This is a genomic window from Clostridium manihotivorum (assembly GCF_004015185.1).
Classification (GTDB): Bacteria; Bacillota; Clostridia; order Clostridiales; family Clostridiaceae; genus Clostridium_AR; species Clostridium_AR manihotivorum.
Window position 1 is genome coordinate 5,714,920 of sequence record NZ_CP025746.1, and the last position, 19,234, is coordinate 5,734,153.

Genomic DNA, 19,234 nt, shown 5'->3' on the forward strand with positions numbered 1-19,234 from the left:
TAACCAATTGATAATACATAGATGTACAAGTTAAGTTTTATAATGCTGAGTTTACAATGCTATTAGCCATTTGTGTTAACAACTTTACCTACTTGGAATATTTTGTATATTAATATAGTATTTTATACACCTTCTATAGTCAATAAGCTAATTGCTTTCTTAATAAGTTTGTAAGAATATGTAAATACATTCTTAATAATTGACCTATTTTCTATGGCGATATAACTCTTCTAATATTTTTGTGTAAACTTAATATTTCAACACTTCCATTTAGAATACAGAATAAATAATCCTTCTTAGGAGAAAAATATTACGTACTATTTTCTGAGGAGATGATTATTTTATATGAGATTAGATAGATACATGTCCATCATTTTAGGATTTCCAAAAACCTTATACTTCAATTTTAAGTATTTCAATTTTAAAGACGCAGTTAAACTTCCAGTTTTAATCTCTCATAGAGTATATCTGAAAAGTCTTAAAGGTTCTATTGCTATAACCAGCAATATACGTAGTAAGATGATACAAATAGGCTTTGGGGAAGTAGGTATCTTCGATTTTAAACGACGAAGAACTATAATCGATATAGAAGGGAAAGTAATATTTAACGGAAAGTGTACCTTAGGCCATGGATCAAAAATTTTCGTCTTAGGTGAATTAACCATAGGAAAAAACTTTAATATCAATGCAGAAACTTCTATAATATGTGCAAAAAAAATAACCATCGGAGATGATTGTTTATTTTCTTGGGATAACTTAATCATGGACACTGACTTTCATTATATTAAACAGCTAGAAGACAACAGCATAATAAATGAAGATAAAGAAATATATATTGGTAATAAGGTTTGGATAGGCTGCAGATGTACCATCTTGAAAGGTACTGTAATTGGAGATGGATGCATAGTTTCAGCTAACAGCGTCACAAGAAGTAAGTATATAGAAAATAACTCAATACTCAGTGGAAATCCTTGTAAGGTTGTAAAAACTGATGTTTACTGGACAAGATAAAATTTCTAGGCTGTTTCATTAAATAGCCTGTGCATAGTATATTTTAGAATTCATTAAAGCAACAGCCTTATAGATTTGTAAATTGTAGTATTATATGATTTAGTAAAACTTTATTACAATATACTTTATTATATGGCTTTATATTACTGATTTATTTCCTAAGCAATCTTTTAAGTTTATATCTATAGCTTCCTATTATACTAGTTAATAAATGATTGATTTCTTCCTTCAATAAAACTAGAATTAGAACATATACAGCCGCACCTATTATGCTTTGTATAAAGGTTGTAAAGACTGCTGCTCCAAGAGAATAGCCTATCAATCTTACGGTAACAAACATAAGAAATGCTGCTACAATATACTTAACAATATTAATAATCATAGAACCGTCTATGCTTTGCTTTATAAAAAGATATTGTATGTAGGCCACTAAAAATTCAGATATTAAAGTTGCTATGCATGCTCCTTGAGCCTTATACTTTCCTATTAATAGTAGATTGATAATTACATTTGATATAGCTCCAACGGTTACAGCTATAGTAAATTCTCTTGTTCTGTTAGACGGCAAAAGATAATGCATTCCGAGCACGTTTCCTATAGCTATAAATACTAAGCTAGCAGAAGAAAGTATAAGCAAATAGGACACTTCATAAAAATCCTTTCCAAAAAACCATGGTACAAGTTCTTTAGAAATAGCTGCTAAGCCAGTAGCCATAGGAATTGAAATATAAGCAATGGCCTTTAGACTTTTATTTAGGTATTCCTTCAATTTGTTATTGTCCCCTTTCGAGAAAGTGTTACTCATTCTAGGAAGCATAACAACTCCTAGCGAAGTCACTATACCAAGCACTAAGCGGATTATCTTTTGAGACTGCTCATACAAACCAACCTCTCCAGTATTTGATAGTATCCCAAGCATGGTTCTGTCAAGTACTGCGTATATTTGTACAGATATTTGTGGTATAAAAAGCTTCATTGCAGGTATAAAATGCTGTTTCATATCTGTATAAGTTACCGCAATAAAACTTACAGTATTAGGTACATACGCCCACATAATCAAATTGCCGAAAACAAGCATAAGCCCATTTATAGCTATATATTCATATAAGTCATCATAGCTTTTTATAAACAAAAATATGCAGACTACTCCAATTAATTTTATTAATAAGTTTCTTGTCACAGTCTTTTTAAAATCTTCTAGCCCCATATAAAGCCATGATATATCTAGCGCAGCAGCAACTATGTTTGTTGACTGAATAAGATATATTAAACTATTTTCAGTTTTTATACAAAACATAATTATGTATACTATCAAAGCAATAGCCGTAGTAATAAATTTGAATAAAGTTATGGACCAAAATACTCTAGACATCTTTTCTTTATCATCTCTCACATATGCAATGCTTCTGTTCCCATACAAAGAAATTCCTACAGTTCCTATAATTATAAAGTACTGGACTATAGAAAGAGTATAGCTATATATACCTATTCCTTGTTTTCCTAATATTCTTGAGGTATAAGGTACGGTTATTAATGGTATAAATAGTGTTACCATCTGAAAGACTAAGTTGTACATAAAGTTTTTTACTAAACTTTTACTCATGAAAAACCTCTATCATCTCTAAATTTTTTATAAAAGCGTTCTATATTCTTGAAGTAATCTGAGTTAGCTTTTATCCACTGAAAATCTTTATCCCACCACCTGAAGGATTTTAAGAATTCCACTTGATCCATGTTATACCTGTACTTTAAGTGCTTTGCAGGAACACCTCCACACACCGAGTAAGGTTCTACATCCTTTGTTACAACAGCTCCAGCTGCTACTACTGCACCATCACCAATTGTTACTCCTTCAAGTAACCTTGCACCATAACCTACCCATACATCACTGCCTATTACAACACTTACTTTATTATCAATATCAACAAATTTATGTTCTATATATATATCAGCAGCTGTAAAAGTAAAACCCGCTTGCTTTTGTGTAGAGAAAAAAGCAGGATGAGTAGATACAAATTCATTTGTTGGATGAGTTCCATAAATGACCTCAACAAAAGGAGCTATTGAGGAAAACCTTCCTATATTACAGTTAGCCAAATTGCAATTCCACCCTACATAACTTCCTAGCCCAATAACAGAATTGGTTATATTAGAATTCTTATATACTATGGACCGTCCTTCAAACCTAGTTCTTCTATCTATTTTCACTCTAGCACCAATGGTGCAATGAATTTTTTTTATACTGAGTTTAAAGTAAATGGTATAGATACTATTAATCAACATTCTAATCATTCTCTTCATATCAATTAGCAACTCCAAGTTAGTTTTTAGTTTTAGGGATTAACAACAATGTTAAATCTAAGTGATTACACAGGAGATGCTATATGAGCCCGCAATTAAAATCACATGATTCTTTTCAGAAATCTTGCTGGATTACCTGCCCAGACTTCCTTGCAAGGAACATTTTTTGTCACCACTGAGCCTGCGCCTATAACACTATAATCTCCTATGCTAACACCTTTTAATATAATAGTCCCAGCTCCTATAAAACATCCCTTCCCAATAATCACAGGTGCTGTTTTTATATCTTCAAAGCCGCTTATCCTTTTTTCGTAGTCAATAGAGTGGAAATCCGTATCAAAAATCCTACAATCTCCACCTATAAAACAGTTCTCACCTATATGTACATAGTTAAATGCGCATATTGCGGTATTGGAGATACCCACACCCTTTTCGATGATCAATTTTGCCTTATCTTTTACAAAAAGAGATGTAAAGGTCTGACCTCCTATAGGATTAGCTGAGTATTTACTTCTTATAGTAACATTATCCTTTATTACTATGGTTCCTAAGCCCTGTACAAACAACTTACCATGTATCTTAACATTTCTTCCCAATAATATTCCATGCTGCTTTATTGTTAATTTATTTAATACGCTATCCTTTATATTTATAGTTTTTCTCAAAACCTTCATCCAAAGATTAAACATAAGTTAAGCCTCTTATTTGAATAGATTTTTAGTTTGCTCTAATATTTCCTTGTAGTTGCTCTTGCTCAATATATATCTATAGGCATTATTGCTATATTTATTAAACTCCTTTTTATCCATGCTTAGCAAAGTAACTATAGCTTCAATAAACTCTTCTCTATGGCTTAAGCTGATATCCCATCCAACTTCCTTATCCCTAAGTTCTCTCCAAGGGGTTTCGTCACTTATTATTGGAACACAACCAGCCAGCATAGCTTCAACAATCACATGCCCATAGTTTTCTCCTAAGGTTGGAAAAAGAAAACCATGATATAAAGCTAAAGTATCTACAACCTCAGATTGGTTCAATTCACCTTTATAACTAACCTTTATATTACCTTTAATAGATTTTATAAGCTCTTCACATTGCTTCCAGTATTCTAAACTTTCTTTTGGCCCGTATATATGAAAGTCTATCTTACCTGTATTAATATACTGTAAGCACTGCAAGGCAAAGGCCAAATTCTTTTTCGGTACTAGTCTTGAAATAAACACTAATTTCAATTCATCCTTTTTCTTCTCTTTTTCTATTAATTTATCGGATAAAGGCTTTTCATGTGGCAGATTAGAAGCTACTCTTATCTTAGCATTCTTATAAAGGTTCAATATGTGCTTTGTTTCTAATTCGCTAGTAGAATGCCATATTACTCCGTTATATAAGCTAGTAAGCTTAGCAAAAAGGATATATCCATACTTCTTTAGAGCCTTTATTTTTAAATGTCCAGGCGAAAAGTCTCCTCTTGGACATACTATTACATTCTTACACTTTGTAAATCCAAGTTTTCTAAGTATCATAGGCTTAATGGTGAACGTAGGTGAAAAAAAACCATTCATATATATATAGGAAAAATCTACTGAGTTCATTATATTTTTATATTCACTAAAACTTATATGTTTTACATCTATATAACATATCTTATATACGTCTTTATCAATCCACTTATTTATCTCTATACCTGCATACCTTTGTTCATCATTAAGATCCCTGTCACTGGTCAGTATATAGAAATTAAATTCCTTATATAGATTCTTAACTATATTGTTTATAGATTTCACCGGTCCACCACCTTTAAAACCAGGTAAAAAATAGGAATTTAATATCAATATATTATTAGCCATATCTATACCTCTCTAGATTATCTTTTGTTATATTTTCACTTTATTGCGTCTTTAATTTGGAACTATAAAAGGCACTCTGGTATAAGACCATAAAAAACCAAAAGGTTGGAGTGTTATATTGCCCATTTCTTAAAGAAAAAATCAATACAGACAAAAAAGCCATATTACTTATTATTCTTAAAGAAGATATATCTTCTTTATCTCTAACTCTATATGTGACAAAATACATAATAAATAATGCCATTCCTAAAGCTCCAAATTCTGATATTATTCTAAAGAACATATTTGAAGCATCTACATAGTTTAAATACATATATATTTGGTTAGGACTATAAAAGTTATATATGTTGCTCCAATAATTAAATCTATGAGCAAAAAAGCCTACTCCAAATATAGGGTGTTCAAAAAAAGACTTTTTAACTATGAGATAGTTAGATATAATTGCAAACACAGATAAATTCTGAGTTTGGAAAGAGAGCTTTAAGGCATTTATAGCTGAAAGTCTCTCTCTTATGCTAGGCACATTGAGCATTATAAATAAGAAGATAATCCCTAAGATTATTACCTTTAGTTTATTTGATCTAACCTTTTTAACTCTTGATTTCCTAAACAAAAAACTAATTATTAATATTAAAATCGCAAGGTATCCATTCAACGAGAAGCTCAGCATGGAAGCCACCAATATTACTACAACCTTTTTTCTTGTTATAAAGTTTTTATATTTAGTTTTATCAAAAAGAAAGCCTATAGAAAAATATATAGCAGGCAATATATAATAAATAAACCATGATGGTTCCGTAGCTATAGAGGTTACTCTCATAAAAGGCCCTGTTACATTAAAAAGCATATTTATGCCGTATATCTGAAAGTCATACAAGTATTTAAACTTAATTATGTATCCCAATTCTTGTATTATGCCTATTACACATATTACAAAAGAAAAGTTCAAATACTTTTTTACAATAGTTTCTACATCATTTACATAGAAGTAAAAGTAGAAGGCAAGAGGATAAACTATCATATTTATTAATTGCTTTTTGGCAAAGTTATCAAAGCTAGAGTAGGAAAAAAGTATAGAAAGTATTATGAATATGATAAAAACTATGTACCATACTGGTAACCTTACCTTTTTCTTACTTGAAAGTGCATATATGACGCTAAAGAAAAATAATAAATATATTAAAAGCTGTGACGGATAAAAAGGCAGCTTTTCATCTAGATTTCCAAAGCCATAACTAACAAATATGCTTATAAATATCACATTTAATAAAATCATAGTTTACCTCTTATCGCTGACTTTTTTATATATTTGAACCTCTTTTTTTATGATTTCCTTCCAATCATATCTTTTAGCATTATCCAAAAGTTTCTCAACCTTTATCGGTGACTTTAGTACGTCTATTACCTTCTCAGCAAACTTTTCTTCTAAATTATTATTAATTGGAACTAATAGCCTTTTATCTGATATTACTTCAGGTATTCCACCAACTTCAGCTGCCACGCAAGGCACCCCACAACTATTGGCTTCTATTATGACCATGCCAAAGCCTTCATTTCTACTAGGCAGTATCATAACATCCATTTCATTTATATAGTCAGGTACAAGCTCTGGCGCAACTCTACCAACAAAATCAACCTCTAACCCTAAGTTATCGAACTCACTAGATATATCATGTTTTAACTCTCCATCTCCAACAATAACAAATCGAGTACTTTTTAATTCCTTGCTTATTAAATCAAATATTCTTGGAAGTCTGTCACTGCCTTTTGTATGGTTAAGGTTACCTACATAACCTACTGTTTTATATGTCTTTAGATTATTCTCTTCTTTTGTTTTTAGTTTAAACAGATTTATATCTACACCATTGCCTATAACTTGTATCTTACTAGAATTGATATTATATATATCCATTAGTTTTTCTTTAAGCCCTTCACTGACTAAGGTTATATAGTCCGCATATTCTAACTCATCTTTTATGGAATTCCTTATAAAAGAAGACTTCCTATATATGCTATGTACATCTGAACCATGTCCTGTAACAATTAGCTTTTTATCATACTTTAAAGCAAGCTTATAAGCAGCAAAGCCATGGGGATACAGCCAATGGCAATGAATGATATCATATTCTTTTATATTAAGTTTTCCCTCTACCTTTTGTATTATGTTGTTTATATATAAAGTAGGAAATAATCCCTTTAGTATCAAATTGAACACGTTATTTTTTATATATACTATTTGCTTAAAAAGCTTATCATTGCTACTATTCACTTTTATATTTATATCCGTCTTCGTTAATCTCTTTATAGCTCTAACAGCATAACTATCAATCTCTACTATATTACAGCCCTCTAATTCTATATTTGAATCTATAGATTTTAATCTTATTAGTCTGTTTATTATTGAATTGTACAGCCCCCCAATCTTACAATTATAAATTCCTGAAATAAAAAGAACTTTCATACACACTCTCTCCTAGAAATTCACTTAAGCGAACTTCTTCAGTGATTTTTGTACATCTTAATTTTCTTAATATAGATTTCCTATAGGTATTCGGCTTCACATTTTTATTAATCTACTTATTACTTATAGACTCAAAAAACTCTTAAACTTAATTTTCATTATCTGTAGGTTTCTTCTCTTCTTATCAATTTTTTTATGATTATATCTAACATTAATAGACTCGATTGCAGCTTCTATATTGGTATGAGTAGCTCCCCCTTCTCTATAGTTTGCTATTATGTCATTAGTAAAAGTAAACCTATAGCCTTTCTCCTTTAGGCTTAGCATATAATCATAATCAGCCGCATATCTATATTCAGTGTTATAGCCGCCTTCTTTACTGTAAACAGCTTTTCTTATAAAAGTAGTAGGATGGGGGATCATCTTTTCATTAAGAAAGTCATAGTTGGTTCGCTCAATTCCATATTCTTTTTCATTTCTTATTACTCTTAAGGTTCCATAAATTATATCCGCAGCATTATCTTTAATATGCTGGTTATATATTTTTTCTAAAGCATCACTCTCATACCAGTCATCACTATTTATTATTCCTACAAAGCTCCCTTTTGACATATTTATGCCTTTATTCATTGCATCATATATACCTTTATCCTTTTCACTTATGTATACTAGCTTTCCTTGAAACTTTCTCTCATAACTTTTTACTATATCCAAGGTTTTATCTGTAGAGCTTCCATCAACAATTATGTATTCATAACTTTTATAGGATTGATTAAGTACAGATTCAATAGTATCTTTAATGGTCTTTTCACTATTATAAGATACAGTTACAATTGAAAAAAAAGGGTCATTATTTTCTTTCATTTTCTTTCCCCTTCATCTTTAACTTCATAAGTTTCTTATTACTTTTGCAGGGTTTCCTGCCACTATAACATTAGCTGGAAAAACACCTGACACAACGCTTCCTGCGCCAACTACACAGTTGTCACCAAGTTTTGTTCCCTTAAGTATTATTGAGTTCACCCCAATAAATACATTACTTCCTATAACTATTTCCTTCTTTTTTATAAGTGCTTTATCATCTATTTTTCTTGCCTCAGGATCTAAAGGATGAAAGTCGTTGTCAAGTATCTTCACATTTCCACCAATGTTTGTATAATCTCCAATGGTTATTTTATCTCTAGCATATATTGTTGCTCCTGACATACCAACGTTGTTTCCTATTGTTATCTTGCCAGTTTCTCTAGCCACTATTATGGTTCTCTGATATAAGCCCACTAGATTAGATAAAAAGCCGCTTTTTATGGTGCAGTTATCTCCTATTTGAAGCTGAGCTTTTTCTTGCTTAAATATAACAGGTAGCCCTATTATACTTAGATTTTTTCCGTATCTAACTCTGTTGGCCTTCAAAATAAGCTTATAAAAATTTGTTTTTATCTTTAACAACGCTTTATCCTCCGGTGAGCATCAATTATAACAATAGGTGTTTTATTTTAATTTTAAGGCTTGTAGCTCCTCATCTTTAAACCAATCATAAGCTAGATTTATACCTTCTTCTAAACCAACAGAATGCTGCCAGCCTAATTCGTGAAGCTTTGTCACATCTGTAAGTTTTCTTGGAGTACCATTGGGCATATTGGTGTTAAAAAATATGTCACCTTCAAAACCTACTATTTTCTTAATAAGCTTTGCAAGGTCACCTATAGATACCTCTTCACCAGTTCCTATATTTACATGCTCTTCGCCCTCATAGTTTTCCATAAGATATACACAAGCATCTGCCATATCGTCTACGTATAAGAATTCTCTTAAAGGAGTTCCATCACCCCATATTTCTACCTTATCAGCTAGGCTCTGCTTTGCCTCATGAAACTTTCTTATAAGCGCAGGCATTACATGAGAATTATTTAAATCAAAATTATCATTAGGTCCATAAAGATTTGTAGGCATACAGCTTATAAAATTATCCTTATACTGCCTTTTAAAAAACTTACACATCTCTAAACCAGCAATCTTAGCCACTGCATAGGCTTCGTTGGTAGGTTCAAGCAGTCCTGTAAGAAGGTATTCTTCTTTTATGGGCTGAGGTGCCATTTTAGGATATATACAAGTACTGCCTAAAAACAGTAGTTTCTTTACCTTAAAGTCATGAGCTGCCTTTATTACATTGCACTCCATGATTAAGTTGTCATAGATGAACTCCGCTGGATATATATTGTTAGCATTGATTCCACCTACCCTTGCAGCAGCAAAAAATACATAATCAATCTTTTCCTCTTGAAAGAACTTCCTAACAGCTTCCTGATTGGTCAGATCTAATTCTTGTCTGGTTTTACCAACTATATTGTTATAACCTTTGCTTCTCAAATTCCTTACTATAGCTGAACCTACCAAACCTCTATGACCAGCAACGTATATCCTGCCTTCTTTATCCATAAGTATCACCTCTTAAAACCTCTATCTTATGATAAATATTCTTTATAGCTTACCATCAATTAGTTTATATCTAAGCATGGTTTCTATTGTTAAAAAATGTATAATTATTAAATTCAACAAGTTTCAGTCTTTAAACTATACCTGCACATACAATGACTTCTTAGCCCTAAACTCCTCTGTAGACATATCAGCTATTTCCTTCATATCTACGTTTACCATCATCTTAACTAAGTCTAAAAAGCTAACCCTTCTATTCCAACCTAGCTCTACTTGTGCTTTTGTTGCATCACCCCACAGAAGCTCTACCTCCGCTGGCCTGAAGTATCTTGGATTCACATCTACTAAGAGCTTTCCAGTATTTTTATCATAGCCTTTTTCATCTACTCCGCTATCTCTCCATTCAAGCTCTACACCAACTTCTCTGAAAGCTAGCTCAGCAAACTCCCTTACAGTATGAGTTTCATTAGTTGCTATAACATAGTCTTTTGGTTTTTCCTGCTGCAGCATAAGCCACATAGCCTCAACATAATCTCCAGCAAAGCCCCAATCTCTTTTTGCATCCAGGTTGCCCAAAGACAGCTTCTCCTGCTTACCAGCCATTATACTTGCTACTGCTCTTGTGATCTTCCTAGTTACAAAGGTTTCTCCTCTTCTTGGAGATTCGTGATTAAACAAAATTCCATTACAAGCATATAGTCCATAAGACTCTCTGTAATTAACTGTTATCCAGTAAGAGTAAAGCTTAGCTACTCCGTAAGGGCTTTTAGGGTAAAATGGAGTATTTTCACTTTGAGGCGCAGTTTCTGGAATTCCTCCAAAAAGCTCCGAGGTAGAAGCTTGATAAAATCTGCAATCAACTCCTGTTTCCCTTATGGCATCAAGCAATCTTATAGTTCCTATACCAGTTGCTTCTGCAGTATATTCAGGTACTTCAAAAGATACTGCAACGTGAGATTGGGCCGCTAGGTTATATATTTCTACAGGCCTTATTTTCTCAATAAGTCGATTTAAGTTGCTCGAATCAGTCAAATCCCCATGATGGAGAAACAATCTTTTGTTACCTATAGCCTCATTTTCAAATAAATGATCTATCCTGCTAGTATTTATTGTGCTATGTCTTCTTACTATCCCATGTACCTCGTAATCCTTACTTAATAAAAGTTCAGTTAAATAAGATCCATCCTGCCCTGTTATGCCTGTTATCAAAGCCTTCTTCATATCAATCATGACCTCCTAAGTTTCTAAAATAGCCTTTTTATACTTAACTATTGATTTCTCTTTTGTAAGATTCTTTTCTAGATACTCTCTTCCATTAATTCCTCGCTTTTTTATAACGTCACTATTAGTAATTATGTCTTTTACTACTTTATACAATTCTTCATAGTCACCAGGCTCAACACAGATACCACATTGAGATTCTTCGATTATAAGCCTTGCTTCTGAACCTTTTTCTAAAACTCCTATCACTGCTTTTCCTGCAGCCATGACCCCATATAACTTACTAGGCACTGAGACCCCTTTTATACCTTTTGCATTTACAACCCAATGTATATCTCCAGCATTTAAAGAAAAATTTAATTTATCTTTATCCTGGTAAGGTATGAAGGTTACGTTATTTATGTTGTTACTACTAACATATTCAACAAGTTTTTTCTTCACTGCTCCTTCTCCTACAAAGGCAAAAACCACATCTCTTTCATCTTTAAACCTTCCAATAACCTTTATTATATTTTCCAGATCATAATATAAACCTATATTGCCAGAGTACATTATCACTAGTTTATTAAGAAGCTTATATCTCTCCTTAAAGGCTTTCACCTCTGGAGTATCTTCAGATATGGGAAATATCTCTTTTTCATTAATCCAATTATTTATTATTGAAACCTTTGTAGGTATTCCTTTCTCAAACCGTTTACTTAAGGTGTCCTTCATATCTCGTCCTACTAAAATTATCTTACTTGACTTTTTGCAACTATATTTATCAATATCCCTAGCTATCCCCAGTAGAACCTGGCTTTTAGAATATCCCACTGCTTCCACCTGTTCTGGGTTAAAGTCCTGTATATTGTATATAAGCTTCGCTTTTTTTAACTTGCTTCCAATAACTCCAAGGAGTCCTCCTAATATAGGAGGCTGTGATATGGTAAATACATAATCTTGCTTATCCAGTTTTAATGTTGCTAGTACTGAGTTTAAAAAGTATACTATTATGTTTTTCACCCTGCTAATTTTATTAACTTTAGAAAACTCAGGTACTCTTACCCTTATAACCTTTAACTCTTCAAGTTTCTCAAAATAAAATCTCTTGCTTTTGTACTCTGGATTTACAGTTCCGCCATAGCTTGGTACTGCACAAATTACAGTCAGATCAAAATATTCTTCAAGTCCTTCCGTTAGCTCTGTTAGAATCTGCGCCGTTGATGCCACATCAGGATAAAAGTAGTGAGCATATACCAATAAGCTTCTTTTCATTGCCTTACCTCACATCTATAAGTTTCTTAGCTGCTTTATCTTATCTATACTGTGTCTGGGGCCTATAACTATTTGTCCTTGATTTTCTATGACATAGATATCACTTAGTCCATCTATTATCACATTATGATCATTGGTAATAACTAAATTATTGTAACCTGATATAGAGTTAACACTTCCAATATATATGTTACCTTCACTATCCTTTTCTCTATACCTATCTACAGACTCCCAGCTACCAACGTCATCCCAACCTATGTTACTTGGAATTACATATATATTGTCACAATGCTCCATAATACCAAAGTCTATTGAAATGCTTTCAGTATTGCCATAGTTTCTAAGCACTATCTCGTTAATTTCTTCTTCTCTTGAAGTTTTTATAGGTACCAAAGCTTTATAAGTCTCTGGAAGCAATCTTTCTATAAGAGTTAGTATGTAATCTGTCTTCCAAATAAACATTCCACCGTTCCAAAGGTAATTTCCTTCCCTTATATATTGTTCTGCTTTTTCTCTATCAGGTTTTTCTACAAATCTTTCTACTTCTATGGCGTTATACTCATCCACATAAACTGTATTCTTCGAAAGTTTTATATATCCATAGCCTGTTTCTGGTCTATCCGGAGTTATCCCTAGGGTTACAATAGCCTCAGGATAATCTTTTAAGAATATTTCCCCGGAATTTATTATGCTTAAAAACCTTTCCTCATTATTTATCAAATGATCTGCTGGAAGTACCACCATTGTAGAAGCTTCATAATACCGGTTTATTATGAAAGCAGAGAGAGCTACACAAGGAGCGGTATTTCTAGCTTCAGGCTCTAGTATAATATTTCTATCATCTATTTCTGGTAACTGTTCTTTAACCAAAGATATATACTTCTCCCCAGTACAGATAAATATTCTCTCTAAAGGTATAAGAGGTTTTATTCTATTGACAGTCATCTGAAGCATGGTCTCTTCACCTAACAGCTTCAAAAATTGTTTTGGCTTTTCTTCCGTTGAAAAGGGCCAAAATCTTGTTCCCTTCCCTCCCGCCATTATTAAAGCACACAACATAATAACTTCCTCCTATACTTTACTTTCTTCCTATAGAGTAGTATTGTAAACCTGCCTCTAAAGCTTCCTTCATGTTGTAACAATTTCTGCCATCAAACACTATAGGCTTCTTCATTAACTGTGTAAACTTTGAAAGTTCTATAGCTTTTATTTCCTCCCACTCTGTGAATATAAAAGCTAAATCAGCATCTTCTAATGCCTCTTCTGGAGTTAAGGCATATTCTATTTCACTAGGATAAAGCTTTTTGAAGTTCTCCACTCCCGCTGGATCATAGGCTGTAACTTTGGCTCCTTCCTCCAGCAACCTTCTCACATTAGGTATTGATGGAGCCTCCCTCAGATCATCAGTACCAGGTTTGAAGGTAAGACCAAGCACTGCTACCTTCATATCCATAAGGGAACCAAACATACTAATAGCTTTTCTTATTAGTTTAAACTTTTGGTTCTCATTGACTTCCACAGTAGCTTTTACAGTTTTAAGCTCATATCCAAAATCCGAAGCAAGCCAGTGAAGAGCTTTGGTATCCTTAGGAAAACAAGAACCTCCATACCCTATACCAGCCTTTAGGAACTTTCCCCCAATCCTCTCATCATAAGCCATACCTGTTGTAACATCTTCGATATTTGCTCCAACGATCTCACAAAGATTGGCTATTTCGTTAATGAAGGATATCTTTAAAGCTAAAAAGTCATTGGAAGCATACTTTATCATCTCAGCACTTCTTCTGTTTGTTGAAACTATTGGCTGATTAAAATTTTTATACAGTTCTCTAAGTAGCTGCTCTGCTTTTTCTGATTCAGTTCCTATTACTATTCTGCTAGCATTTAAAGTGTCACTTACCGCTGTGCCCTGGGATAAAAACTCTGGATTTGAAGCTACTTCTATATTTACTTTGTTTTTTAAATTGTTTTTTATAAAGGCCTCAAGCTTATCATTGGTTCCTATTGGAACAGTGGATTTTATAACAATCAAGCAATCCTTCTCTACGCTTTCTGCTATTTCTTTGGCTACATCATATATATAGCTTAAGTTTGCTGATCCGTCTTCTCTTTCAGGAGTACCAACTCCTATAAAGATAATATCTGCATCTCTATAGGCATTTATGTAATCTAAAGTAAAATCAATTCTTCCCTTTTCATAATTACTCTTTATAAGCTTCTCCAAGTTCTGTTCATATATAGGGGATACTCCTTTTTTAAGCAACTCTACTTTCTTCTCATCTATATCAACACAAACTACCTTATGGCCTATCTCGGCAAGACAAACTCCTGTAACTAAACCCACATATCCTGTACCTGCAACAACTATCTTCATATTAGTCCGTTGACAAAACATTATAAAACTTTATAAAGTTCATTCCTTTTTCATTGAACCCGGGTTTGCTAAAAGCTACTTACGTTTGATGTAGTTCTCCAAAGGCTTAAATTCCCGTACAACGCACGGTACATACTCGTAAATGGTTGATAGTGCCTAATTTACGAAGTGTCAACTTTCTCCTTTCTTAATATTATCAAATCAGTTTTTTTTCTCTCTCTACGGTGCTAAACACCCTCAAGGTTCTACCCTATGATTACATCACTTTCGCAATGTATGGGAATCACAATAAGCCCCACCGACCTCAAAGAAATGAGGATTTTGTAAAGTTATATCATAGTTTCATGAACTTTTTAGATTAAACTATAATTTAATTATTTGCAAAAAAATAAAAGCCATGCATTGCATGACTTAAAATGTTGAAGATTTTATGAAAGTTGTTTAATTATGAGCTCTAAATATATATCAGATATTAAATCTATTTATATAATAGAAATGATTAATAACATATGAATTTAATCAAGATAGCTTATAATAGCACTACTGTTTGCGATTACAACTAGCTTGCATGCTTGTCCCCAAAAAGAACTTTTATAGTCTTAAGTATAAGCTTAATATCTACTAAAAGGCTTCTTTCCGATACATACTTGATATCAAGATTCATCCAATCTATAAAATCTATATTATTACGTCCTGATACTTGCCAGTAACAAGTTAGTCCAGGCTTTACCTTAAGTCTTTCTAACATCCAAGGCTCAAACTTTTCTACTTCCTTTGGTAGACTTGGTCTAGGTCCAACTAAACTCATATCACCTTTTAATATATTGATAAGCTGAGGAAGCTCGTCTATGCTAGTTCTTCTTATAAATCTACCTATTTTTGTCACTCTTGGGTCTTCTTTAATCTTAAACATAGGCCCGCTCATCTCATTATGCTTTTCAAGCCTTTCCTTAAGTTCTTCAGCATTTACAATCATGGATCTAAACTTGTACATTTTAAATCTTTTACCATCTTGCCCAACTCTCTCTTGGGTAAATATACAACTTCCCTTTGAATCAATTTTTATTAAAAATGTAATAATTACAAATATAGGTGCTGTTATAAGAAGGCCTACTGAGGCTCCTAGTATATCTACAAATCTCTTTATAGCATTATACATTATCCTGCCTTCAGTAAGTGCCCTAATATTAATAAAATCACCCTTATTCAAGTCTGTTCCTTTATCAAGCTTTGCCCCAATAACCTTTTTTTCTGTAATATCCAAACTAATCCCCCCTTCTACATAATCCCCATCACAATAATTTCACTAACATATATTAACTTTATTTTTTCTACTTCTTTAACTAAATTATAATATATACTAACATATTTGTTCTAGCGGGAATTAAAGGTATATTAACTATGGATTGTGTTATTTTTTTAAGGTTATTATATTAATCTCAGGAGTATCAAATACTCTAAAAGCTAGAAGTTTTGGTCCACTTGACCCTAAGCCTCGGCTTACATACTGCCTAAAATTGCTCTTCTCTTGAAGACCCGAAACTTCTTTCTCACTTGGCAAAAAAACCCTAACTCCACCTTTAGGAACATATAATGCCCCAATCAATGGAATCCTAATCTGTCCACCGTGATAGTGTCCTGCAAGCAACAAATCATATCTTAGACCTTTAAGCGCATTATGTAATTTATACTTTTCTTCAGTGAGGGGATAGTGGTTTAGTCCAATCCTTATATCTTCTTTTTTTATTTCTTGATACTCCTTGTTACATTCCTCGCTAACAAGCATATATTGAAGCATCCAAAGTGCATCCTTATCTCTCTTTATAGCATAAGGTTTATCAAGCAATATGCAACCATCTTCTCTTACTCTCTTTCCAAAAGACGTCACTCCATTTGTGTCAAATACCTTTGGGTCATTATTACCTCCTACAAAAAACACCAAATCCTTTTTCTTTATACCTTTAATCAACTGTTCAAAAGGCTTCATATCTACTGTTTCCTTATTCACTATATCTCCTGTAATCACTATGATGTCATAGTCAAGTTTGTTTATAGCATCTATAAGGTCCTTTTGATTTTCTCCAAAACTTTTTTCGTGAAGATCAGTTATCTGAAGGATTTTGAAATTGTTAAAGCTTTGAGGTAAGCTGTCTATCTTCACTGTCTGTTCTACAACTTTAAACCTATTATTATCATATATATTGTAAATAATTGAAAACAAAACTATTGCAATAATAATTGAATACATATATTTTTTATTCACTTTCCTAATCATCATATTTATTATATATAGGGAACCTTTATGAAAACTTAATTTATACATGTTTGATAACCCCGGCTTCTGGGGATTATCGGGCATGTATAAATTAATAGTTGAAGTTGGTTCCCTATAAAGATGTACCAATTCATACTAAAGCTTATATTTTCAAATTTTCTTCTCATAAGCCACAGGAGCTTTAAAAATAGTTCTTGGATTGAAGTGGTACATCTTTAGAATTCCCTTCTTTTTTAATTTTATATTCTTTATAAGTAATGCCCTATTAATCAATTAATAGGGCATTTATCTAATAAACTTAAGTATATTAATTATTAAATTCATAATTTGAAAACCTTGCTACTTCTTTAAAGTTTGCCGCTTCTGCTGCTCCAGTAACTATATATTTACCACATCTAAGCCAAGCATGGGCTAAAAGATTATCTTCGTTAGCCTTTCCTACCCCTAAATATAAAGTAGTATATATTTTTCGTCTCTTTAACATCCTTTGAGCTACAAGTGCTTGGACAAGACACATGCTTTCCCAAGGAGTGTATCGTACTGCTTTATTTAGAGCAGTTATGACCCTCCTTATTACTGCATACTGTTCCTCATCTATATCTATATCCATAGGTGAATCTTTTTTATACTCCCCCATATAGCTTTTTAGTTTTTTAAACGGTAAGTGAAGTATAGCCAGCCTCGCTATACCGCTAAGTACGAATGCTTCAAAAAATAAAAACTTCTCCTTAAAGCCAATTTTTAAAAAAGCTTTTAACTTTTTAAAGAACTTGTATAATCTCTGCATCTTTCATACTTCCTAAGAATTCATAGACAGCTTCTTTGCAGCTTTCTTCATCTATTTCATATTCCTGTAGCAATTCGGAAACTACTTCACCAATTGACTTTGGCGCTTCTATCAAGTCCCATATTCTGCTTCCCACTTCATTAAGTACGAAATACTGTCCCTTGTCTAAGTTCATCATTACCTTTTCACCGTTAAGCTCAGTAGCATCAATACCTTCAAGCTGTGCTACTTTAGTCTGCAAATCCATATAATTGCCTCCCTTTATATGACTTTTTCATCTTTGATTAATTTATTTTCTAATATAGATATGATTTCATCTATAGTATTTTCTCCTTTAGGTCTAACTACCTTGTATATAGGAATCTCCTTAGCAACTTGTACACAATCCCTGAAATATTTTCTACTTATACCTGTAAACTGTGAGATTTCTATCCTATATATATTCTTCATTAATGTTATTAACTTTTCACTTCCAAGCACCTCGGAAATCTCTAGAGATGCATTGTCTCCTACTGACAGCTCAACTAAAGCACCTAGCTTAAGAGGTTCTTTATAGAAACTATCTTGAACCGGTATTATATATTTATCACGATCATCATTGAGCTTTCTAAAATCAGTATGGCTACCACCTAGTTTATTTATTGTATCTCTACATAGCTTTTGCTGAGGATATGCTGGATGAATCACTATGCCATCCTTACTAATGTCTCTAAGAACAGAAACATCATCGGCCATAAACCTATATCCCCTCTGCCTTAAAGCAGCTGTAAGAGTTGATTTGCCAGCCCCAGTATCTCCGGTAAAAATAACAGCCTTACCATCAATAACTATGGTTCCACCATGAATTGCAATCAAGTCTCTTTGATAAAGTAACATTCCAAAGGCACTTCCAAGTAAAAATGCCTTTACATGCTCACTCTCTGCAGCTTCAAAGGGCTCTACAACAATATTTTTTCCATCATATATGTAATAGGTTGCAATATTATCTATTGAAAACCACATTTCATTTGCAATAAAACCATGAGTTATTCCTTTTTCCAAGCTTTCTAATATTTCTTCATTCATGCTTCCATAAGTTACTTCTATATCAACCTCTAAGTCTTCAGTTTCACTGATATTTATTAATTCAGGTAGCACTACTTCTGATTTAACATTTAACCCATATACCCTATAATAATTTTTTTTATAATTATCTCTTAATAGCATGTATATCCTCTCATATTTTAGAATATTTTATATTATCATCAATCCACTTACTAAATATATAACT

At 32.6% G+C, this 19,234-nt stretch carries 19 protein-coding genes; 1 reads left to right on the top strand and 18 read right to left on the bottom strand.

All coding sequences use genetic code 11. The annotated features are described in order from the left end of the window. Nucleotides 1-345 precede the first annotated feature (345 nt). Complete coding sequence (locus C1I91_RS25395; protein WP_128215419.1) at nt 346-1,011, top strand: acyltransferase; 666 nt, start codon at nt 346-348, stop codon at nt 1,009-1,011. 151 nt (nt 1,012-1,162) lie between these two features. Here C1I91_RS25395 and C1I91_RS25400 read toward each other — a convergent pair whose 3' ends face one another. From C1I91_RS25400 to C1I91_RS25485, 18 genes are all read right to left on the bottom strand, one after another. After that, nucleotides 1,163-2,614, bottom strand: a complete 1,452-nt coding sequence (locus C1I91_RS25400) for a flippase (protein WP_128215420.1) — start codon at nt 2,612-2,614, stop codon at nt 1,163-1,165. Beyond that, nucleotides 2,611-3,312 (bottom strand): DapH/DapD/GlmU-related protein, encoded by a 702-nt coding sequence (locus C1I91_RS29495; protein WP_275051637.1) that lies wholly within the window; start codon nt 3,310-3,312, stop codon nt 2,611-2,613. Before C1I91_RS29495 ends, C1I91_RS25400 begins: the two co-directional genes overlap by 4 nt. A 101-nt stretch (nt 3,313-3,413) precedes the next feature. Further along, nucleotides 3,414-4,001, bottom strand: coding sequence for an acyltransferase (locus C1I91_RS29275; RefSeq protein ID WP_128215421.1), 588 nt, complete (start codon nt 3,999-4,001; stop codon nt 3,414-3,416). A 12-nt stretch (nt 4,002-4,013) separates the two neighbouring features. Next, nucleotides 4,014-5,159, bottom strand: a complete 1,146-nt coding sequence (locus C1I91_RS25415) for a glycosyltransferase (protein ID WP_128215422.1) — start codon at nt 5,157-5,159, stop codon at nt 4,014-4,016. A 40-nt stretch (nt 5,160-5,199) separates the two neighbouring features. After that, nucleotides 5,200-6,435 (bottom strand): O-antigen ligase family protein, encoded by a 1,236-nt coding sequence (locus tag C1I91_RS25420; protein ID WP_128215423.1) that lies wholly within the window; start codon nt 6,433-6,435, stop codon nt 5,200-5,202. 3 nt (nt 6,436-6,438) lie between these two features. Further along, nucleotides 6,439-7,620 carry a glycosyltransferase family 4 protein gene (locus C1I91_RS25425; RefSeq protein ID WP_128215424.1) on the bottom strand — a complete coding sequence of 394 codons (1,182 nt, stop codon included), beginning with the start codon at nt 7,618-7,620 and terminating at the stop codon, nt 6,439-6,441. A 123-nt stretch (nt 7,621-7,743) separates the two neighbouring features. Beyond that, nucleotides 7,744-8,484 (bottom strand): glycosyltransferase family 2 protein, encoded by a 741-nt coding sequence (locus tag C1I91_RS25430; RefSeq protein ID WP_128215425.1) that lies wholly within the window; start codon nt 8,482-8,484, stop codon nt 7,744-7,746. Nucleotides 8,485-8,508: 24 nt separating this feature from the next. Continuing rightward, on the bottom strand, nt 8,509-9,066 hold the full coding sequence (locus C1I91_RS25435) for an acyltransferase (RefSeq protein WP_238475894.1): 558 nt from the start codon (nt 9,064-9,066) through the stop codon (nt 8,509-8,511). 42 nt (nt 9,067-9,108) lie between these two features. Then, nucleotides 9,109-10,056 (bottom strand): GDP-L-fucose synthase, encoded by a 948-nt coding sequence (gene fcl / locus C1I91_RS25440; RefSeq protein ID WP_128215426.1) that lies wholly within the window; start codon nt 10,054-10,056, stop codon nt 9,109-9,111. Between the two features lie 135 nt (nt 10,057-10,191). Beyond that, the gene (gene gmd, locus C1I91_RS25445) at nt 10,192-11,274 is read right to left on the bottom strand and encodes a GDP-mannose 4,6-dehydratase (RefSeq protein ID WP_128215427.1); all 1,083 of its coding nucleotides are present in this window, start codon (nt 11,272-11,274) and stop codon (nt 10,192-10,194) included. Nucleotides 11,275-11,289: 15 nt separating this feature from the next. After that, nucleotides 11,290-12,528 (bottom strand): glycosyltransferase family 4 protein, encoded by a 1,239-nt coding sequence (locus tag C1I91_RS25450; RefSeq protein ID WP_128215428.1) that lies wholly within the window; start codon nt 12,526-12,528, stop codon nt 11,290-11,292. A 15-nt stretch (nt 12,529-12,543) separates the two neighbouring features. Beyond that, on the bottom strand, nt 12,544-13,587 hold the full coding sequence (locus C1I91_RS25455) for a mannose-1-phosphate guanylyltransferase (RefSeq protein ID WP_128215429.1): 1,044 nt from the start codon (nt 13,585-13,587) through the stop codon (nt 12,544-12,546). Nucleotides 13,588-13,606: 19 nt separating this feature from the next. After that, entirely contained in the window at nt 13,607-14,902 is a 1,296-nt protein-coding gene (locus tag C1I91_RS25460; protein ID WP_128215430.1) for a UDP-glucose dehydrogenase family protein, read from the bottom strand. A gap of 559 nt (nt 14,903-15,461) precedes the next feature. Beyond that, on the bottom strand, nt 15,462-16,061 hold the full coding sequence (locus tag C1I91_RS25465; protein ID WP_128216109.1) for a sugar transferase: 600 nt from the start codon (nt 16,059-16,061) through the stop codon (nt 15,462-15,464). Nucleotides 16,062-16,313: 252 nt separating this feature from the next. Further along, complete coding sequence (locus tag C1I91_RS25470; RefSeq protein ID WP_164880661.1) at nt 16,314-17,150, bottom strand: metallophosphoesterase; 837 nt, start codon at nt 17,148-17,150, stop codon at nt 16,314-16,316. Between the two features lie 334 nt (nt 17,151-17,484). Then, on the bottom strand, nt 17,485-17,964 hold the full coding sequence (locus tag C1I91_RS25475) for a lasso peptide biosynthesis B2 protein (protein WP_128215432.1): 480 nt from the start codon (nt 17,962-17,964) through the stop codon (nt 17,485-17,487). Continuing rightward, a complete protein-coding gene (locus C1I91_RS25480) occupies nt 17,939-18,211 on the bottom strand; it encodes a lasso peptide biosynthesis PqqD family chaperone (protein ID WP_128215433.1) in 273 nt (90 codons plus the stop codon). Before C1I91_RS25480 ends, C1I91_RS25475 begins: the two co-directional genes overlap by 26 nt. 14 nt (nt 18,212-18,225) lie before the next feature. Then, a complete protein-coding gene (locus C1I91_RS25485) occupies nt 18,226-19,170 on the bottom strand; it encodes a phosphoenolpyruvate carboxykinase (ATP) (protein ID WP_128215434.1) in 945 nt (314 codons plus the stop codon). Nucleotides 19,171-19,234 lie beyond the last annotated feature (64 nt).

Bases quoted from the DNA above. Each gene is read 5' to 3' on its own strand.
- C1I91_RS25395 (WP_128215419.1), top strand. From the start codon at position 346: ATGAGATTAGATAGATACATGTCCATCATTTTAGGATTTCCAAAAACC.
- C1I91_RS25400 (WP_128215420.1), bottom strand. From the start codon at position 2,614: ATGAGTAAAAGTTTAGTAAAAAACTTTATGTACAACTTAGTCTTTCAG.
- C1I91_RS29495 (WP_275051637.1), bottom strand. From the start codon at position 3,312: ATGAAGAGAATGATTAGAATGTTGATTAATAGTATCTATACCATTTAC.
- C1I91_RS29275 (WP_128215421.1), bottom strand. From the start codon at position 4,001: ATGTTTAATCTTTGGATGAAGGTTTTGAGAAAAACTATAAATATAAAG.
- C1I91_RS25415 (WP_128215422.1), bottom strand. From the start codon at position 5,159: ATGGCTAATAATATATTGATATTAAATTCCTATTTTTTACCTGGTTTT.
- C1I91_RS25420 (WP_128215423.1), bottom strand. From the start codon at position 6,435: ATGATTTTATTAAATGTGATATTTATAAGCATATTTGTTAGTTATGGC.
- C1I91_RS25425 (WP_128215424.1), bottom strand. From the start codon at position 7,620: ATGAAAGTTCTTTTTATTTCAGGAATTTATAATTGTAAGATTGGGGGG.
- C1I91_RS25430 (WP_128215425.1), bottom strand. From the start codon at position 8,484: ATGAAAGAAAATAATGACCCTTTTTTTTCAATTGTAACTGTATCTTAT.
- fcl (WP_128215426.1), bottom strand. From the start codon at position 10,056: ATGGATAAAGAAGGCAGGATATACGTTGCTGGTCATAGAGGTTTGGTA.
- gmd (WP_128215427.1), bottom strand. From the start codon at position 11,274: ATGAAGAAGGCTTTGATAACAGGCATAACAGGGCAGGATGGATCTTAT.
- C1I91_RS25450 (WP_128215428.1), bottom strand. From the start codon at position 12,528: ATGAAAAGAAGCTTATTGGTATATGCTCACTACTTTTATCCTGATGTG.
- C1I91_RS25455 (WP_128215429.1), bottom strand. From the start codon at position 13,587: ATGTTGTGTGCTTTAATAATGGCGGGAGGGAAGGGAACAAGATTTTGG.
- C1I91_RS25460 (WP_128215430.1), bottom strand. From the start codon at position 14,902: ATGAAGATAGTTGTTGCAGGTACAGGATATGTGGGTTTAGTTACAGGA.
- C1I91_RS25465 (WP_128216109.1), bottom strand. From the start codon at position 16,061: ATGTATAATGCTATAAAGAGATTTGTAGATATACTAGGAGCCTCAGTA.
- C1I91_RS25470 (WP_164880661.1), bottom strand. From the start codon at position 17,150: ATGTATTCAATTATTATTGCAATAGTTTTGTTTTCAATTATTTACAAT.
- C1I91_RS25475 (WP_128215432.1), bottom strand. From the start codon at position 17,964: ATGCAGAGATTATACAAGTTCTTTAAAAAGTTAAAAGCTTTTTTAAAA.
- C1I91_RS25480 (WP_128215433.1), bottom strand. From the start codon at position 18,211: ATGGATTTGCAGACTAAAGTAGCACAGCTTGAAGGTATTGATGCTACT.
- C1I91_RS25485 (WP_128215434.1), bottom strand. From the start codon at position 19,170: ATGCTATTAAGAGATAATTATAAAAAAAATTATTATAGGGTATATGGG.